Below are 17608 nucleotides of genomic sequence, written 5' to 3'. Positions count from 1 at the left end.
CGGATCAGGCGGGCAGGTCGCGCATCTGTTCCTCCAGCATGCCCATGCGGGCGGTGCCGTCGGCCTGCGCTGGCAGCTCCATCGTGGTGCAGGTGCCGGCGGGGACCAGCGTCCAGGCGTTCCCCTGATAGTCGACGGTCGAGGTGCCGGCGCAGGTCGTGCCCGGCCCCGCGGCGCAGTCGTTCTGCCCGGCCAAGGCGACGCCGAAGCATTTCTCCATCTCTTGCGCCATGACGGGGGTGGCGGCCATCGCACCAAGCGCGCAGGCCAGCGAGGCGCCAAGCGAAAGGCGGGTCGTGAATGCGGTCATGATCATCTCCATTCTGATATCGAAGGCGCGTCAGCCCGCCTTCATGCAGATCAGATCGCGGCGGGTGGGGCGCGCGTTACAGCGCCACGGTGCTTTTTTCGCACCGACATGCTGCCCATCGGCAAGGCACCGCCGGGAAGAGGAGAGTTCATCTTTCTTTACTTGGTCGCTTTCCGGTGAACCCGCGGCGGTGTGGCGTTGTTCGCTGTGCGATGGCCGCATTGCACGGTCTGCAGTCAGTTTGCCGAAAGGCGCAATCATGCACATTCTTCACCTTGCCTTGGGCGGCTGCCTGAAGGCTGCCCCCGTGCGCTATGGCGTGACCGAGGATACCGGCGGCCACATCGCCTATGTCTTGGGTGCTGCCATGGCACAGGCGGCGCTGCCGCAGGTGGCGTCGGTCGACATCGTCACCCGTGCGTTCGACGGCATGGACCCCATCCACGCACAGGCCATGGAGGAGGTCGCACGCGGCTGCCGAATCCTGCGCCTGTCGACCGCCAATCGCGCCTATCTGGCCAAGGAGGCCCTAGAGGCCGAGCTGCCCGCCCTGGCCGAGGCGTTCTGTATGATGCTTGGCGGGATGGCGCAGAAGCCCGACGTGATTCACGCGCATTTCGCCGACGCCGCGCGCCTGGCCCGGACGGCGCAGAAGCGGTTCGGCATTCCCTGGATCTATACCCCCCATTCGCTCGCCCTGCAGAAGGACCCTGCCGCCGCCAGCCGTCCCGATCTTCGCGACCGGATCGCGGCCGAGCGGTCGGCCGTCGAGGGCGCCGCCGCGATCATCGTGTCCTCGCGCGACGAGGCCGAGCGCCAGCTGCGCCCCTATGGCAAGGCGGCCGAGGGGCGCAGCCATTGCGTGTCCCCCGGCGTGACGCTGCTGCCCGATACGGGCACCGCGGCGGCCGATGCGCTGCTGGCGCCGTTCCTGCGCAGGCCGGATCGTCCCATCGTTCTGGCGGTGGCCCGTCCCGTGGCCAAGAAGAACCTGGCCGGGCTGGTCGATGCCTATGCCGCGTCGCCCGAGCTGCAGGACCGCGCCAATCTGGTGATCCTGGCCGGGCTGCGCGAAGGCATCGATGGCGGGCCTGCCGAACAGGCGCAGGTGCTGCGCGGACTGTTCGACCGGATCGACCGCCATGGCCTGTGGGGCAAGGTCGCCCTGCCGCCCCGCCATGATGCGGGTCAGCTGCGGGCGCTGTACGCGCGGGCAGCGCAGGGAGGCGTCTTCGTGAACCCGGCGCTGCACGAACCCTTCGGATTGACCCTGGTCGAGGCGGCGCAGGTCGGCGTCCCCGTGGTTGCGACCCGGAACGGCGGCCCCGTGGACATCGTGGCACAGCTGGGCCACGGCGCGTTGGTCGATCCCGGCGACGCGGCGCAGGTCGCCGCAGCCTGCCTGCGCATGATGGACGACCCGCAGGGCGCGATCCGCGCGCAGGCCCGCGCGCTGGAGGCCTTTGACTGGCGGGACTGGGCGCGACGGTCGGTGGCGATCTGCCGGAACCTGCAGCGCGCCGCCCCCCTGCCGCGTCGCGCGGTGCGCCGCATCCTGGCCAGCGACATCGACGGCACGCTGACCGGCTGCCCTGTGGCCGCTGCACGGTTCGTCGATTGGCACGCGCAGCGAGACGACGGGTTGCTGTTCGCCGTCGCCACCGGGCGGTCTGTGTCGCAGGCGCGTCGGGTGCTGGCCGATTGGGCCCTGCCGCGGCCCGACCTGTTCATCACCTCGGTCGGGTCCGAGATCTGGCGGTGGGGCGCGGGCGACCGGCTGCACCCCTGCGCCGACTATGCCGCGCTGCTGGACGCGGACTGGGACCGCGATGCGGTGCAGGCCGTGCTGCAGGCACGCGCCCCCGTCTGGCAGGCAGGCTATGAGCAGCGGCGGTGGAAGCTGTCATTGCTGGGTACCGCCGCGCAGGCCGCGGGGATCGAACGCGATCTGGCGCGCGCCGGGTTGGCGGCGCGCGTCATCGCCTCGCACGGAGAGTTCATCGACGTGCTGCCGCAGGCGGCCGGCAAGGCCGCCGCCCTGCGGTTCGAGGCCACGCGCCGCGGCCTTGACCTGCGCCACTGCATCGCCGCGGGAGACAGCGGCAACGATGCCGACATGCTGGCGGCCAGCGGGGCGTCGATCCTGCCGTCGAATGCCTATGCCGAACTGGCGCATCTGCGCGGCCGGGGCATCTATCAAAGCCGCTATCACCACGCTGCCGGGGTCATCGACGGTCTGGCGCAGCTTGGGCTGGCACGGCAGGCGCAGCATGCGTGACCTGGTCCCCGACGACACCGCAAAGCGGCCCTTCGGCTATTTCGTCCACCACCAGGGACGGGGCCACGCGGAACGCTGCGCGGCCATCGTCAACGCGCTTCCCACCGATCGGCCGGTCACGATCTTCTGCGCCCGGGACGACATCTTTCCGCCGCTGCCGGCACGGGCGCGCATCGTCACCATCCCATCGCTGTTCGAACGGACGGGCGGCGAATGCGACATGGACCACGTGCCCACGCCCGACACGCTGCACTGCGCGCCTCTGGGCTGGCCGGGCATCCGTCAGGCGATGGGCCGGATCGCGGGCTGGTTCGCCAGCGATGATCCCGCACTGATGATCTGCGATGTCAGCGCCGAGATCGCACAGCTGTCGCGCATCTGTTCGGTCCCCCATGTCAAGATCCTGCAGCATGGCGACCGCGGCGATCAGGGACACCAAGCCGCCTATGCGGGGGCCGTGGGCCTTCTGGCGCCGTTCTCTGCCGCCTTGGCGCAGCCGGATTGGCAGCCACTTGCAGACCGCATCCATTATGCCCCCGGCCTGGGCATTCCCGCGATCACGCCTCCGGACCGGGCGGAGGCGCGGCGGGCCTTGGGGCTGGACCCTGACCGCCCCGTGGCGCTGTTGGTGTCGGGTGCGGGCGGCACCGGGTTCGCGCAGGCGCCGATGGGCGTGGCCGCGCGGGCCTTTCCCGACTGGCACTGGATGACCATCGGCGCGACCCAGCCCGACTGGCATGCGACGCAGGGCGGCAACCTGACCCACCGGGGCTGGGTCGACAACCCGGCGACCCATGTGGCGGCGGCGGATCTGGTGATCTCGTCGACGGGCAACACCACCTGCGCGCAGGTTCTGGCTGCCGGGCGGCCGTGGATCGTGGTGCCGGAATGGCGCTATTTCGACGAACAGCGCCTGAAGGCCGAAGCCTTGGCCCGCGCGGGCGTCGCGCTGCACCTGCCGCATCTGCCGTCCAGCGCACACGCCTGGCGCGCGGCGGTCACGCGGGCGATGGAGGGTCACGACCCCGCGGCACAGGCGCGCCTGGTCACCGCCGATCCCGCGGCCGACACGGCCCGATGGCTGGAAACCCTGGCGCGCGACCTGTGGTCCGCCGCCCCCCCGACACGTATCCCCGAAGGAGCCCCTGAATGATCCACGTTTCCGCCCTGACCATCGCTGCGGGCCGCGAGGCCCATTTGCGCAATGTCGTCGCAGGCTTTCAGGCCCAGCATCACAAACCGTCGGAACTGATCATCGGCGTGATGCAGGACGCCGACTATACCGACCTGCCCCGAACCGACTTTCCCATCCGCCAGATCCGCGTGTCGGCACCCGAACTGCCGCTGTCGGCGGCGCGCAATGCGGTGGCCGATGCGGCGACGGGCGACATGCTGGCCTTTGTCGATGTCGACTGCATCCCGGCGCCCGATTTCATCAACGGCTATCTGGACCGCATGGCGGACCGTCGCGGCCTGTTCATGGGTGAGGTGATGTACCTGCCCCAAGGCGGCACCGACGGGGGGCTGGATTTCGACCGCTTCGCCGACATCGCCGTCAAGCATTCCGACCGCCAGGGCCCCCCTGCCTCCGGCGTGGCGGCCTGTGCCGACTACCGATGCTTCTGGTCGCTGAACTTTGCGATGTGGCGCCAGGATTGGCTGGACGGCCCGCGTTTCGACGAGAGCTTTTCCGGATATGGCGGCGAGGATACCGATTTTGGTCGCGCCTGGTCGGACGGCGGCGCCCCTATCTGGTGGATCGCGGGGGGCCGCGTCTATCATCAGTACCATCCGCATTGCATGCCCCCGGTTCATCACCTGCACTCTGTCCTGCGCAACACCGAGATCTTTGCCCGCAAATGGGGTCACCGCACGATGGAGCATTGGCTGTATGCGTTCCAGCTGATGGGCCTGATCCGCAACGCGCCCGAGGGGTTGCAGCTGCTGCGCGAACCCGGCCCGACGGAATTCGCCCTGTGCGAACAGCAGGGGCACATGCCCTATGCCAATTCCCGCCGTGTCATCGACCACCTGCACCGGCTGGCCGAAGACGACCGCATGACGACCGAACGCGTTGCCCGCGAACAAAGCGCCCTGTTGATGCCCGCCGCCGAATGACCGCTCGCCCGTTGCGGATCGCGGTGATGGCACATTGCCGTCACCCCATCGCGGCCCCGTTCATGGGCGGGATGGAGGGTCATGCCCACCACCTTGTCCATGCCCTGCGGGCGCGGGGGCATGACGTGACCTTGGTCGCGGCGGGCGACAGCCGGGTGGACGTGCCGCTGTTGCCCCTGATGGCGCAGCATTACGACCGTGATTATCCGTGGCACCAATATCACGGCACCGAACCGCTGAACGCCCATCTGGACAGTCACCATGCGGCCAGCCTGGCGACGCTGGCGGACATGGATTTCGACGTCATCCACAATAACACGCTTCATCGGTTTCCGCCGCGCTTTGCGCGGGCGGCGCGTGTGCCGATGGTCACCTCGCTGCACGTGCCGCCCTTTGACGCGCTGCGCCGGGCCGTGCGCGACAGCGTGGCCCCGTGGCATGTGGCGACAGGATGTTCGCGCAGGCATCTGGCGGCCTATTTCCCCGAAGGCCCGCCCGCATCGGCGCGGGTGGTGCCGAACGGCATCGATCTGGCGCAATGGCCTTATTCGCCGCGGGGTAACGGGCAGGCGGTCTGGGCGGGACGCATCACGCCGAACAAGGCACCCCATCTGGCGATCGCCGCCGCGCGTCGCGCGGGCGTCGCCCTGACGATCTTTGGCAGCATCGAGGATGGCGATTACTTCGACGCGCAGGTCCGCCCGCAGTTGTCGGGGGACATCCGTTTTGGCGGGCACTTGGCGGGACCGGATCTGGCCGCGGAATACGGTCGTGCATCGGCCCTGCTGTTCACGCCGCAATGGGACGAGCCCTTCGGCCTGACCGCGATCGAGGCAATGGCCTGCGGAACGCCCGTGGCCGCCGTCGCGATGGGCGCGGTACACGAGGTGCTGGGTCCGGCCGGGCGGTTCGCCGCCCCCGATGGAGCCGGGCTGGACCGCGCGCTGATCGAGGCGATGCAGATCCCTCGCGACGTGCCGCGCCGGCATGTGGCCGGCCACTTTGGGTTGGACCGCATGATCGACACGCTGCAGGCGCTGTACGTCGAGGCGATCGACCGGCGGCACGATCCCGCGCCGCCGGTCGATTTTCTGCCCGTCGAACTGCCGCCGTCGCTGGCGGTGCGCGGGGTCGAACCGGCGCTTCAGTCCGGGATGCGCTGACCCAGGACGCCGCGGGGGGCGGGCGGTTCCTCGCGCCGCGGCTCGGTCGGAACGGCATCCTGGTCGGTCATCACCGCCACGACATCGGCGGCGATCTTGTCCAGCAGGTCCAGTTCCGCATCCTCGATCTGGCGCGGTTCGCGGTCCATCAGGCACAGGGCGCCCAGCACATGGCCGTCAGCCGTGCGCAGCGGCGTTCCGACATAGAACCGTCCCTGCCACTGGCGCACCGCCGGGTTGTCCGAAAACCGCACGTCGCGGTCGGTGTCAGGCACGACCAGCGTGTCGTCGGCGGCGATGACGTGATTGCACATCGCCTCGGCCCGCGGCATCCAGTTCATGCGCGGCTCGGTCTCCGTGCGGCGGCCGGGCAGGTCCGCGCTTTGCCCGACGATGTATTCCGCATCGGCATCGATCGCGGAGATGAAGGCCAGGCTGACATCGAACACATCCGCCGCACGTTTCGCCAGATCGTCCAGATCCTCGCGCGCGCGGCCGTCCAGGACCGCGGTCTGGGCAAGGGCGTCCAGGCGCGCGGCCTCGTCCGCGGGGGGCGGGGGGGCCTGCATCGCGGCGCGGTCTGCGTGGGCCGGGCTCAGCCGCTGGACGGCCTCGTCCATGGACAGCACGATCTGATCGACGCCAAGCGCCTCGGCCCGGTCGGGGCCCGCCTGATCCTCGGGGGCGTTCCACAGCGCCAGGACGATCCGAAGGTCGGGCCAGCGACGGCGCAGACGTCGGACGAAACCGCGCACGGCCGCGTCCGGATCGCGGCTGAAATAGCCGATGCAGACGGTGTCGATCCCCTCCAGGTCCAACCCGTCGACATAGCGCGCGGTGACCGTGCCGGTCGCGCGCTGGATTGCGGGAATGTCGGCCAGCGCCAGGGCGTGAACCAGCATCTCGGCCGAAATGGCATCGACCTGCCACTTGCCGCCGATGCAGGCGACGCGCGGGGTGCCGGCGGGGGTGGCCGGGTGATCCTCGCGCAGGTCTTCCAGCAGCTGGTCCATGCCGTCGACCACGCGCAGCCGATGCTCGACCCGTGCATTGGCGTGGTAATCGTCGCTGGCCTGGCGCAGGACCTCCATTCCCGTCGTGTTGTAGAACGCGGCGATCCCGGTCGTGCGGATGGCATCGGACGCGATTTCATAGGCTTCGTCGGGATCGTTGGCGATCAGGCGCTGATAGATGCGGGTGGGCAGGTCCAGCGCCGGGGTCGACCCCAGCAGCGTGTCGAAGAAGGCCAGCTGCGGCAGGTTGCGGCCCACGACCAGCAGGCAGACCGTCAGGGGCGTCGACAGGATCAGGCCAAGCGGCCCCCACAGCGCTGTCCAGAAAGTCGCCGCCGCGATCAGCGACAGCGCCGACAGGCCGGTCGAGGTGCCGTACAGCATCGGCTCGACGATGTTGTTGCTGACCAGTTCCAGGAACACGATCAGCGCCAGCGCCATCAGCACCATCTGCCATCCGGGATCGACGGCGAAGGCCAGGGCCAGCGGAAAGATCGCCGACAGCATCGGCCCGACATAGGGAATGAACCGCATGATCGCGGCCAGCGTGCCCCACAGGATCCAGCCCGGCACCCCGATGGCCCACAGGCCAAGCGCCATCGGAATGCCGTAGGTGACGTTCACCACCAGTTGCATCAGCAGGTACTTGGAGATCCGCTTGCCCGCCTCCTCCAGCGCGTCGGTCGAGCGGTGCAGGTTGCCGCCCAGCAGGCGGATCAGACGGTCGCGCAGATCTCCCCGGTCCAGAAGGACAAGGAACACGAAGACGACCACGATGCCCAGGGTGGCCAGCGGCGCCAGGGCGGGGGCCAGCCAGGCGCTGGCGGTGGCAAAGGGGGACGGGCCGTCGCCCACGACCGTCACGGCCAGCGGGTCGGCCACGGCGCCGGGGGCGTCCTGCAGGGCGGTGGCCAGCTGTTCCTGGACGGTGGCGATGGTCTGGAACACGCCGTCGAACAGGCCCGGCCCCTCCATCTGCTGGCCCAGCCCCTGGATCTTGGCGCGGATCGTGGACTGATAGGCGGGCAGTTCGGCGCTGAGCACACTGACCTGCGACGTGATCAGCAGGCCCAACCCCAGCAGCATCGCGATGACCGTCAGCATGACCACTGACACCGCCGCCACCTGCGGAATGCCGCGACGGACCAGAACCTTGACCAGCGGCCCCAGGGCAAAGCTGATCAGAAAGGCGATCGCCAACGGGATCAGCACCTCCTGTCCGTAATACAGCAGGCCGATGATGACCGTGCCCACGACCAGCCACGCAGCCATGCGCACGATGTCGACCCGACCCTCGGGCACGGCGACTGCGGCATTGGCATCCGGCCCCAGCAGGTCGTGCGGGGCCTGACGCGGCCCCGAAGTGTTCAGTGTCATGATGGTCCCCCGACATGCCCCCTGCACGGGGGCGCTGGTCAACACGGCACGAAGGCCCCGGTTCCGTCGCTGCGGGCGGATGCCCGCCGACGGCCATCCGTCCTGCCGCACGCATCATATGATACCGGAACCGGGTGCGTCACGCGCCGTTGCGCTGCCGACCGGCCCAAGGGTGGGCCGGTCCCGAACAGACGAGAGTTTTCCCGATGAACACCACGATCCGCACCCCCGGCGCCGATGATGCGGGCCCGCTGGAGCAGGCCGACAAGGAGGCCGCTGCCCAAGCCGCGCGCCACCGCCACCATCCGGTCGTCAAGGCCGTCGGCACGCTGAGCGAGGTGGCCGACCAGGTGCCCTTGTCCCTGGTTTGCGGCAGCGTGATCCTGGGCGGGGCGTTGTCGGGGCAGGATCATGTCGCGCGCACAGGCCTGCGGATGATGGCGGCGCATGTCCTGGCCAATTCGGTCAAGCGGGTGATCAAGAACCGCTTTCGCCGCACCCGCCCGGTCGAGATGATCAAGCGGCAGGACTATCGCTGCGAGCCCGGCGAAAGCCGGGGCGGCCACGAGACGTCCTTTCCTTCGGGGCACACGGCGGGTGCGGTGGCGGTGGCCGTCGTCGTCGCGCGCGATCTGCCGCACATGGCCGTGCCCGCCCTGGGGGTCGCGGCGATGATCGCGGGAATCCAGGTGCCGCGGGGCAAGCACTATCCGGGCGATGTCGCGGCCGGTGCGGTTCTGGGTCTGGTCTCGGCGCTGGTCGTGCGCCGGCTGTGGGACAGGGCCGCGCGCGACTGAACTTATGTCAACGGAACGTGGCGTCACGACCGCCCGTTTCATCGACAGGATACGGCCCCGCGATCCTGCCGGGCCAGGGAGAGACATCATGGCGACCGCCTCCGACGACACCAAGACCAAGACCGCGACCAAGAAATCCGCCCGCGCGGCAGGACAGAAAACCGCGAAACCCACAGCTGAGGCCCGCACCAAGCGGTCGCAGGCCGTGGCTGCGAAATCAAAGGCCAAGACCGCCAAGCCCGCGGCGACGGACAAGGGCCTTGCGGATCTGTTCGAACACGCCTTGGCGGACATGTATTACGCCGAGAAGAAAATCTATAAGACGCTGCCCAAGATGATCAAGGCGGCCGACCATCCCGACCTGATCGCCGCCCTGACCGCGCATCGCGAGGAGACCGCAGGCCAGATCGAAACCTTGGAGGCGATTTTTGAACTGCTCGGCAAGCGCGCCAAGGCCGTGAAATGCGACGCCATCGACGGCATCCTGGAAGAGGGCGAAAGCCTTTTGGAGGATTTCGGTGACAGCGTTGCCGCCGACGCCGCGATAATCTTCAGTTGTCAGGCGGTCGAGCATTACGAGATCACGCGCTACGGCTCGATGCGCGCCTTTGCCGAGGCCTTGGGGATGGATGAGGCCAAGACCCACCTGGAGGGGATCCTGGCCCAGGAAAGCGCGGCCGACACCAAGCTGACCGAACTGGCCGAGGATTCGGTGAACGACGCGGCCGCCGAATACGACGACCACGACGCCTGAGCGTATAGGACGGCCCCCGCGATCCGGGGGCCGTGTTCGTCACACCAGAAAGAATGCCATCATCGCATCAGTGGCCAAGGGGCCAGGAGCGGTGTGGCTGCCGGTTGGCTGACCACCGGACCACGCGTGACCCAGTCCTTGAACCCGCCACGTCTCGATCCGCAGCGTGCCCGCGTCATCGCGGTATCGGCCGATATGCACGGCACGGTCATTCAGCCGTGCATCCGCAGCGCGTCGGATCAGGCCGGGTTGCCGCCGCAGCGCCTGCGCCACCACGGCATCGGCGTTGCGCGGCGACACGGTCTTGTCGGTCGCGCCATGCACGACGAACAGCCGGCAGCCCACGCCCTGACCCCGATCGGAACCGCCCTGCGACATCGCCTGGAACGCGCCCGCCATGTCCATAGCCGCGCCGTTGGGAAGGCCCGAATGACAGGCCACGGCACCGAAATCGTCCGCAAAGACCGCGCCCAGGATCACCGCCATCGCCCCGCCGGCCGACAGCCCTGCGGCAAAGCGCCGGTCGGGTGCCACGGAATGGTCGTGGGCGACGCTGCGGGTCAGGTCGACCAGAAAGGCGGCCTCTCCGCCGTCGCGGGCGGCATGACGGGCCTCGAACCAGTTCCAGCAGCGGTTCATGTTGGCCTGTGACGCCTGTGCGGGGGCCACGACGATCATCCGATGGCGCTCTGCCGCCGCCATGATGCCAGTACCGCGGGCGAAATCATCCGGATCCTGCGTGCAGCCGTGCAGCAGCAGCAACAGTCCTGCAGCCGGGCGCCCCTCCAGCGACGCGGGCAGATACAGGCGATAGTCGCGCGACTGCCCTGCCGCCTGATGCTGGTGGGTGGTCCAACTGGCACCCTGGGGCATATCTATCAGCGTGCTGTCGCGCATGGCCGCACCTGCTGGAAAGCCCGCCGGCATCCGGGGCATCTGCGGCATCGACAGGCCGCCACCCGGCATGCGCGGCATCGCGCCCCCGCCCAATCCCGACTGGATCATCTGCGTGGCTTGCGCCAGATCGCCCGACCGCATCAATTCGGTGATGCGGGCCATGTTCATCGGCATCTGTTCGGTCATCATCGTGTTCCCTTGTTCGTTCGGCAGGCGTCCAGCGCCGCCTTGACCCCGGCATCCGCCTGGATGGTGCCCAGAACCTCGATCGAGCGGATCGTGGCGGTGATCAGGTCCGGGGGAATGTCGCGGGCAAAGCGGGCAAGCCCGATCACCCGTAGGTCCAGCATCTGGTTCGCGGCCTGCAGGGCCTCCAGTTCGGCCCGGGACAGATCGCGCAGACCCATCACGAAATCGTCGCGCACGATGGCCGGGGCCACCGAGGCGTCGTGTCGGTCCAGCTGCGCCCGGATCGCGGTGCGGATCAGGTCGCTGCGACTGGCATAGAAGCCTTCGCGCACCAGCAGGTCGATCCGTCCCAGATCGACGAAGCCCAGATTGATGGTGATCTTTTCGGTATCGGCCGTCCGGGCCGGAGAGGCGGTCGCCATGATTGCTACCCCTTCCTTATACCATCCATATGGATGTCTAACGGAAGGATTGCGACCTGATCTTTGTCAGTCGGTTCTATGACACCAGCCTGCGACGGCGTCCGGTCGCCATGCCCCGCGCGATGGCCTCTGCGATGTCGGCACAGGCCGTGATCCCCTGAACGAACGGGCGGTCGTGCATCAGGTAGGGGATCGCCGCCAAACACAGCCTGCCACTGAACGGACCTGCGCCCAGCAGGCTGTAATCCTGCGCCACGTCGGGAATTTCGTGATCCGCATCCAGCAGTGCGCGCCGCAACGTCGGGAAGGGCAGGTCTTCGGTGCTGAGGGGCTTTTGCCCCCGTGCATCGATGAACACGGCAAAGCGTTCGGTGCGGTCGTCATGGACGATGACGGTCTCTGCGCCATCGCGGGTCATGTCGTAATCCTCGCCCAAGGGCATGATCGACAAGATGCCGGCATCGCGCAGCGCCAGGACGCGCCGGATCGATTCCGACGGGACTGCGGCATAGTTGTCGACAAACACCTTCTTCAGACCCCTGTCGAACCGGTCGCGGTCGTCGTCGGACAGGTCCGGCACGATCTCCTCGACCTGTTCATGCATGCGCAGCAGGGCATAGCGCCAGGCGACGGTGATCTTGTGCGCCTTGTTGTGTTCGACCTCGTCCAGATTGGCGCGGGCCCACTTGAACGGATCGGCGGCCTCGCGCGCGGCGAAATAGGCATCGGCAAAGCTGTCCGCGTCCAACCCGCCCAACCCGATCCTCAGCGCAAAGGCCGGGTCGGCCTGCATGATCTCGGCCCGGACCAGATCGAAGGCCGCATCCAAGGGCGCCGGGGTCGACAGGCAGGCGGCCAGCGCCGGGGCGGTGGCGATGGTCAGGGGTTCATAGGGGATGGGGCAATAGAAGTCGGCCTCGGGCAGGACGCCCGACCGCGACATCATCACGATCCGCAGATCCGCCGATGCCGGGTCCAGATCAAAGCGCAGGTCATCACCCTTGCGGCGGAAACGACCGTGCTGGTTCACCACCGCCATCGCCGCGTCGATCGAACTGAGAGAGGTGCCCATGATGCCGACCCGCACGGCGGGAATGTCGGCCTCGATCAGTCCGGACCAGGGACTGGGGAAATAGCTGCGGGTGGCCTCGTCCTCATCGGGGAAGGCGTGGCCTGTGGCGACGATCACGCGGTCGAAGGGACCGTCGCACCCATCCGCCGTCATCACGCTCAGGCCTGTATCGTCGGACTGGATGTCCAGAACCTCGGTCGCCTCGCGGATGTCGATCCGGTAGCCCCGTGACCGCGCCCGATCGACCAGCGCCATCAGCTGATCGCGGAAATATTCACCCAGCAGCAGGCGCGGCGTGAACTGACGCTCGTCCAGGTCCTGGGGGTCCAGGCCGTAGGATCTCAGCCGCGCATCCGGCTGATCCTGCAGCCAGTCCAGATAGGTGGTCGCAATGGGCGGTATCTCGATGCTGGCGATGTTGGCCAGCATCGCGCGGTTCGACATTTCGGGTGAATAGGGCATGCCGATCCCGGCACGCGGTCCCTTTTCGTACAGCGTGACCGCCAGGGGCAGGCCAGTGTCCAGAAGGTGCAGCAGCGTATAGATGCCGGTCGGGCCGATGCCGACGATCGCGATGGTCCTGGCGGTCATATGTGTGTCCATGGGTTTGAAACGCCGCCCGTGGGCGTCCGTTCCGGCATCAAATGCTGGTCGGGTCGATCAGAAAGTCCAGCCGCGCCACCGTGCCGCCGTCCTTGCCTTTCGCCAGCGTCAGTTGGCCGTTCAGCGCCGTCGCGAACTGGCGTGCGACGATCAGTCCCAGGCTGTCCGACGTCTCCAGATCGAAGCCTTCGGGCAGGCCAGGGCCCTGGTCCACGATGCGCAGCGTCGCGGGGATGCGTCCGTCAGGGCTGGCCGCGTCGACGGTCAGCCTGACGGTGATCTCCGTGTCGCGGCCTTCGGGGGCGCCGTGTTCGATGGCGTTCATCACCAGTTCGCTGGCAATCAGACCCAAAGGGACGGCCGTGTCATGCGGCAGCGGCAGGCTGTCGGCGCTGAAGTCCAGATCGACGTCGCCTGCGCCCGTGACCTCCACCACGTCATGCAGCACCTCGCGCAGGTATTCGGCCGCGTCCAGCGTTTGCAGGTCCGGTGAATGCAGCCGCCGCTGCAGCAGCGATATCGACCGGATGCGGGTCTGCGACGCGACCAGCGCCTGGCGCGCGGTCTCGTCCGCGACCAGCTGGGACTGCAGGCGCAGCAGCGCCGCGACTGTGGACAGGTTGTTCGAGATCCGGTGCTGCAGTTCAGAGAACATCAGGCTGCGTGATGTCGCCAACGCGTTGGCGCGTTGTTCGGCGGCCATGCGCTGTTCCAGGGCCCGACCGGCGGCGGTGATGAACACCACGTCCGTGGCAATGATCAGCGCATAGAGCAGCAGCGCGACGATGGCTCCCGGCGTGATGGCCAGGCTGCGCACCGGTTCGATGAAGAAATACCACGCGATGACCCCGCAGGCCACGCCCACGGCCAATCCGGACCGCAGCGACGAGAAGACCAGCGTCAGCATGACGGCAGGAAAGAAGGTCAGGAACGGAAATCCAGGCGGTAGCGCATCGTTCAACGCAAAGCGCAGCGCAGTCGACAGCACGATCGCCGACAGGGCGAACACCACCTGATGGCGCAGAGACCTGCGGGCCAGAAGCGCCGCGCCCAGCCCCTGCATCAGCTTGTCGGACAGCGTCCGGCGGTCAGGCGCTGCAGCGTTCGTCACGTCATGTCCCGTCTTGTCCCCGCGGCCGGCCAATGCCGGACCATCCGCACCTTAGCAAGAATAATGCGGTGGAAAATGGCAGAAATGACTGATGTTTGACGGAGCTTTTGGATTGTCGGTACGGCAGCCGTCGGAAGGGCGGTCAGCGCGGCGAGGCCGCGGTTCAACGGCATGGGGTGAAGGTGTCGATCAAATCCGCCATAGGGTAGCGGTTGGTGGCGTTTTTCATGAGCAGAGCGGTTTCTTCGACATCGTTTAAGATAAAGTATTCAAACGGTTATACGTCGTATCATCTCGACGCTGCAGGGATTGAGGAGCGCCAGCCGCCACGGCTTCGTCAACACGTAAGGCCAGCCTTCGCAGACGTGCCAGACCTTACGGCCCGACTGAGCGGCCAGACCCGATCATCACAAATCAACAGCATCGACGAGACCAACAGGCGATTTTTTGGTTGGCCGCGATGTCATTGGACGTAACGGTATCCAGGTGCCCAAGCGCCGTAAAACAAATTAGTCCTTAGCGCGATACAATAGCGGTTTGAAATTGCGTGGCGTGGCTTTCTCGATGAAGTGAACAGCATGCAAAGAGTTTTTGCCAATTTAGAAACTTCAATTCTAATAATCGGAAGATGTGTTTTCATCAATTGTCAACAAAAATGCGATAAAATTGCAAATATTGTTTATTAGCAGATCGCCCTGCTGGATCACTGTCTCCCCTCAATGTCATAGAACAATATTGGAGTTTCAGACTGCGCGTCAGACACTCCAAATGCCTTCGCCTAGCCTCAATGCGTCGGCATGCTCCCTCCCTATCAGGACCGTTGTTGCGAACAGTTCGCCTGCACGTCGCCAGTGGCCGCTCAGAGGGACGCCTTGCACGCTGAGGGTGAAACCGTCGGCCGTAATGGTCAGCGGTACTTGGCTATAGTCGATCCACAACCCGGTCAGTGGAAACTGGGCCTTGAACGCAGCTTCCTTGGCACTGAACAGTAGTGTCGCTGCCAGTGGTTCGGAGAGCACCGGATCGACATGGTCCAGCGGGTGGCGGATCAGTTCCGCCATGTCGTCCGACATCGGCTCCGCCCGCTCCAGATCCAGACCGATGGCCGGCCAATCCGCTTGCCGTGACACGACGGCCGCGGCGATCCGCGCTGTGTGGGTGATGCTGCCCGACACGCCCGGCGGCCAGGCCGGTGCCCGCGCTGCGGTCGTGGTGACGGCGCCAGGCATCAGGCCCATATCGGTCATGGCCAGTCGTGCGGCCGCGCGGCCCGCAGTGAATTCGCGGATGCGCGAGGGGACCGCGCGCCGTACCGCCGCCTCCTCTTCCGGCCAGAGAGGCGGCTGCGGGACGTCGATATCGCACACGGCCAGTCCGACGCCCTGCGGCAGCATCGCCCGAATCGCCTGCACGACACTGGTCTGTTCCCCCGTTTTCATGGTCCGATCTAAGCCTGCGGCGGGGTTTGCGGCAATGGGATAAGGCTGCATCGTCACGGCATTGCCAGAGCGCAACCCACGGGCGATAAGGCGAAGGCACGGGGCATGGATAGGGATCACTGCGATGGATATTGATGGTATCAGCGTCATCCTGCCCGCCCATCAGGAGGAAGCCGGCATCGGCGCCTGTCTGCGCGGGCTGTGTGCGCAACGTCTTGTGCCCGGCGTGTCGCACCAGATCGTCGTGATCGCGAATGGCTGTACAGATGCCACTGCACAACTGGCCCGCGATGCCGCGCCCGCCCTGACGACGGCGGGCTGGCAGGTCTCGGTGCTGGAAACCGCCATCGGGAACAAGATCGCCGCACTGAACATGGGCGACGCTGCGGCGACAGGTGGAACGCGCATCTATCTGGATGCCGATGTGGTGATCGGACCGGGCATGATCGAGGCGCTGCATATCACCCTGTCGGGGCCGGGTGCGCGCTATGCGGGGGCCAGGCTGATCGTGCCGCCGGCCCGGAACCTGCTGTCGCGGGCCTATGCGCGGTTTTGGCAAAAGCTTCCTTTTGTGGCCACTGGCGTGACGGGGGCCGGCCTGTTCGCAATGAACGCAGAAGGGCGCGCGCGGTGGGACCAGTTTCCGCCCGTGATCGCTGACGACGGGTTCGCACGGCTGAACTTTTCCCCGGCCGAACGGACGCGGGTCGAGGTTCCGTACGCTTGGCCCATCACGGAAGGGTTTCGCCGCCTGATCCGCGTTCGCCGGCGCCAGGATGCGGGGACCGCGCAGCTAGCGGAGCGCTATCCCGACTTGCAGCAGAACGCATCGGGCGACCGCCCGTCCCTGGGTCGTATGCTGCGGCTCGGCCTGACCGATCCGGTCGGGTTCGCAGTTTACGCTACGGTCACCGCTGCGGTCCGCCTTGGCCGCCCATCGCAGGGTTGGGATCGCGGCCGCTAACACGGCCCTGCGCATCTTTCGGTTGCAGGAATGCAATGACCGCCTGAGCGCACCCGCAGGGAGTGTGCCCCAAGGCCGATCTTATATGTTGGTTAATAGATCAAATTGAATTGATCCAGAATTTGACTTTCCGGACAACATTTGGGTCGTTTTAAGGGAACCCGGGAAAACTTGGCCGTCAAATGCTGTCATGCGGGTGAAAACACCCGTGATTCACAACCTTAGCGTGCAAAATCGCATTGGCCCTTAAATCAAAAGGTGAAACCGCAGCGGCGGACCATCTTTTTGTACAACTTGTATCTATATTGGTGCGTTGGATAGAAGCGGCCCATGGGCCTTCGCGACGGTTCGCCGGGACCTTTAGTTAAAAGTTTATCGATTTCTTTGTCACGAGTGCGGAGATACGCAGATGCTACAGTCGAATGACGGCCACGAGCTCGGCTCCTCGCAGGCCACCAACCCGGTCGCCGGGATCGAACTTCCCAAAGTGTATGATAACGGTGGCAAGCGTCTGCTTGACCTGTCCTTGATCCTGCTTGCGCTGCCGTTCCTGATCCCGGTCATGGTCCTGGTCGCGCTGGCGGTCATGCTGGACGGCGGGTCGCCGATCTACACGCAGAACCGTCTTGGCCGCGGGTGGAAATCGTTCCGCCTGTACAAGTTCCGCACCATGAAGCCCCAGGCGGATCAACTGCTGGAGGCCCATCTGGCGGCCAACCCCGCCGCCCGCGCAGAGTGGGATGCCGATCAGAAGCTGCGCAACGATCCGCGCGTCACCAAGATCGGTGCGTTCCTGCGCAAGAGCTCGCTCGACGAGCTGCCGCAGCTGATCAACGTGATCCTGGGCCACATGAGCCTGGTCGGTCCCCGTCCGATGATGCCCGAACAGCGCGTCCTGTACCCGGGCGTCTACTACGCGGCGCACCGCCCCGGCCTGACCGGCCTGTGGCAGGTCTCGGTCCGCAACGGATCGACCTTTGCGACCCGTGCGGTGTTCGACGAACGCTACTCTCGGGAAATCAGCCTGGCGCTGGATGTGTCCACGATCATCCGCACCTTCCAGGTCGTTGCCCGCTGCACCGGGTGCTGATCTCCGCCTCG

General features: G+C 66.7%; 16 protein-coding genes. 8 read left to right on the top strand and 8 right to left on the bottom strand.

Annotation, left to right across the window (positions count from 1 at the left end; genetic code table 11):
- Nucleotides 1-4: 4 nt before the first annotated feature.
- Both FHD67_RS05360 and FHD67_RS05355 read right to left on the bottom strand, forming a co-directional pair.
- Nucleotides 5-250 (bottom strand): BufA1 family periplasmic bufferin-type metallophore, encoded by a 246-nt coding sequence (locus FHD67_RS05360; RefSeq protein WP_369799420.1) that lies wholly within the window; start codon nt 248-250, stop codon nt 5-7.
- A 90-nt stretch (nt 251-340) separates the two neighbouring features.
- Nucleotides 341-571, bottom strand: coding sequence for a hypothetical protein (locus FHD67_RS05355; protein ID WP_139598079.1), 231 nt, complete (start codon nt 569-571; stop codon nt 341-343).
- On the opposite strand from FHD67_RS05355, the gene FHD67_RS05350 reads away from it, so the two are divergent.
- Genes FHD67_RS05350 through FHD67_RS05335 form a run of 4 tightly spaced genes read left to right on the top strand, consistent with a single transcriptional unit; the run spans nt 570 to nt 5869 of the window.
- Nucleotides 570-2588, top strand: coding sequence for an HAD-IIB family hydrolase (locus FHD67_RS05350; protein ID WP_139598078.1), 2019 nt, complete (start codon nt 570-572; stop codon nt 2586-2588). The two genes, FHD67_RS05355 and FHD67_RS05350, sit on opposite strands and share 2 nt — an antisense overlap.
- Entirely contained in the window at nt 2581-3741 is a 1161-nt protein-coding gene (locus FHD67_RS05345) for a glycosyltransferase (RefSeq protein ID WP_139598077.1), read from the top strand. Before FHD67_RS05350 ends, FHD67_RS05345 begins: the two co-directional genes overlap by 8 nt.
- Nucleotides 3738-4706 (top strand): glycosyltransferase family 2 protein, encoded by a 969-nt coding sequence (locus FHD67_RS05340; RefSeq protein ID WP_139598076.1) that lies wholly within the window; start codon nt 3738-3740, stop codon nt 4704-4706. The genes FHD67_RS05345 and FHD67_RS05340 overlap by 4 nt, the downstream gene beginning before the upstream one ends.
- A gap of 26 nt (nt 4707-4732) precedes the next feature.
- The gene (locus FHD67_RS05335) at nt 4733-5869 is read left to right on the top strand and encodes a glycosyltransferase (protein ID WP_246071237.1); all 1137 of its coding nucleotides are present in this window, start codon (nt 4733-4735) and stop codon (nt 5867-5869) included.
- On the opposite strand, the gene FHD67_RS05330 is transcribed toward FHD67_RS05335, so the two are convergent.
- Entirely contained in the window at nt 5851-8259 is a 2409-nt protein-coding gene (locus FHD67_RS05330; RefSeq protein ID WP_139598075.1) for an AI-2E family transporter, read from the bottom strand. The two genes, FHD67_RS05335 and FHD67_RS05330, sit on opposite strands and share 19 nt — an antisense overlap.
- Nucleotides 8260-8465: 206 nt before the next feature.
- On the opposite strand from FHD67_RS05330, the gene FHD67_RS05325 reads away from it, so the two are divergent.
- Nucleotides 8466-9056 (top strand): phosphatase PAP2 family protein, encoded by a 591-nt coding sequence (locus FHD67_RS05325; RefSeq protein ID WP_045999746.1) that lies wholly within the window; start codon nt 8466-8468, stop codon nt 9054-9056.
- 88 nt (nt 9057-9144) lie between these two features.
- Nucleotides 9145-9810: a YciE/YciF ferroxidase family protein gene (locus FHD67_RS05320; RefSeq protein WP_139598074.1), complete on the top strand. Its 666-nt coding sequence runs from the start codon at nt 9145-9147 to the stop codon at nt 9808-9810.
- A 39-nt stretch (nt 9811-9849) separates the two neighbouring features.
- On the opposite strand, the gene FHD67_RS05315 is transcribed toward FHD67_RS05320, so the two are convergent.
- From FHD67_RS05315 to FHD67_RS05295, 5 genes are all read right to left on the bottom strand, one after another.
- Nucleotides 9850-10896 carry an extracellular catalytic domain type 1 short-chain-length polyhydroxyalkanoate depolymerase gene (locus tag FHD67_RS05315; RefSeq protein ID WP_139598073.1) on the bottom strand — a complete coding sequence of 349 codons (1047 nt, stop codon included), beginning with the start codon at nt 10894-10896 and terminating at the stop codon, nt 9850-9852.
- Nucleotides 10893-11318: a CopG family transcriptional regulator gene (locus FHD67_RS05310; RefSeq protein WP_045999747.1), complete on the bottom strand. Its 426-nt coding sequence runs from the start codon at nt 11316-11318 to the stop codon at nt 10893-10895. Before FHD67_RS05310 ends, FHD67_RS05315 begins: the two co-directional genes overlap by 4 nt.
- Before the next feature lie 76 nt (nt 11319-11394).
- A complete protein-coding gene (locus FHD67_RS05305; protein WP_139598072.1) occupies nt 11395-12981 on the bottom strand; it encodes an FAD-NAD(P)-binding protein in 1587 nt (528 codons plus the stop codon).
- Between the two features lie 49 nt (nt 12982-13030).
- Nucleotides 13031-14104, bottom strand: a complete 1074-nt coding sequence (locus FHD67_RS05300; RefSeq protein WP_139598071.1) for a sensor histidine kinase — start codon at nt 14102-14104, stop codon at nt 13031-13033.
- Nucleotides 14105-14859: 755 nt separating this feature from the next.
- A complete protein-coding gene (locus FHD67_RS05295) occupies nt 14860-15693 on the bottom strand; it encodes a 4'-phosphopantetheinyl transferase family protein (RefSeq protein WP_139598070.1) in 834 nt (277 codons plus the stop codon).
- Between FHD67_RS05295 and FHD67_RS05290 the strand changes: the two genes are divergently transcribed.
- Together FHD67_RS05290 and FHD67_RS05285 are read left to right on the top strand one after the other, a co-directional pair.
- Nucleotides 15668-16507, top strand: a complete 840-nt coding sequence (locus FHD67_RS05290) for a glycosyltransferase family 2 protein (protein WP_246071236.1) — start codon at nt 15668-15670, stop codon at nt 16505-16507. The two genes, FHD67_RS05295 and FHD67_RS05290, sit on opposite strands and share 26 nt — an antisense overlap.
- A gap of 409 nt (nt 16508-16916) precedes the next feature.
- Nucleotides 16917-17597, top strand: coding sequence for a sugar transferase (locus FHD67_RS05285; RefSeq protein ID WP_045999750.1), 681 nt, complete (start codon nt 16917-16919; stop codon nt 17595-17597).
- Nucleotides 17598-17608: the final 11 nt, after the last annotated feature.

This window comes from Paracoccus haeundaensis, assembly GCF_006239215.1.
Lineage (GTDB): Bacteria > Pseudomonadota > Alphaproteobacteria > Rhodobacterales > Rhodobacteraceae > Paracoccus > Paracoccus marcusii.
The sequence above is the reverse complement of the archived record's forward strand: the minus strand, read 5'-3'. Positions and strand labels throughout refer to the sequence as shown.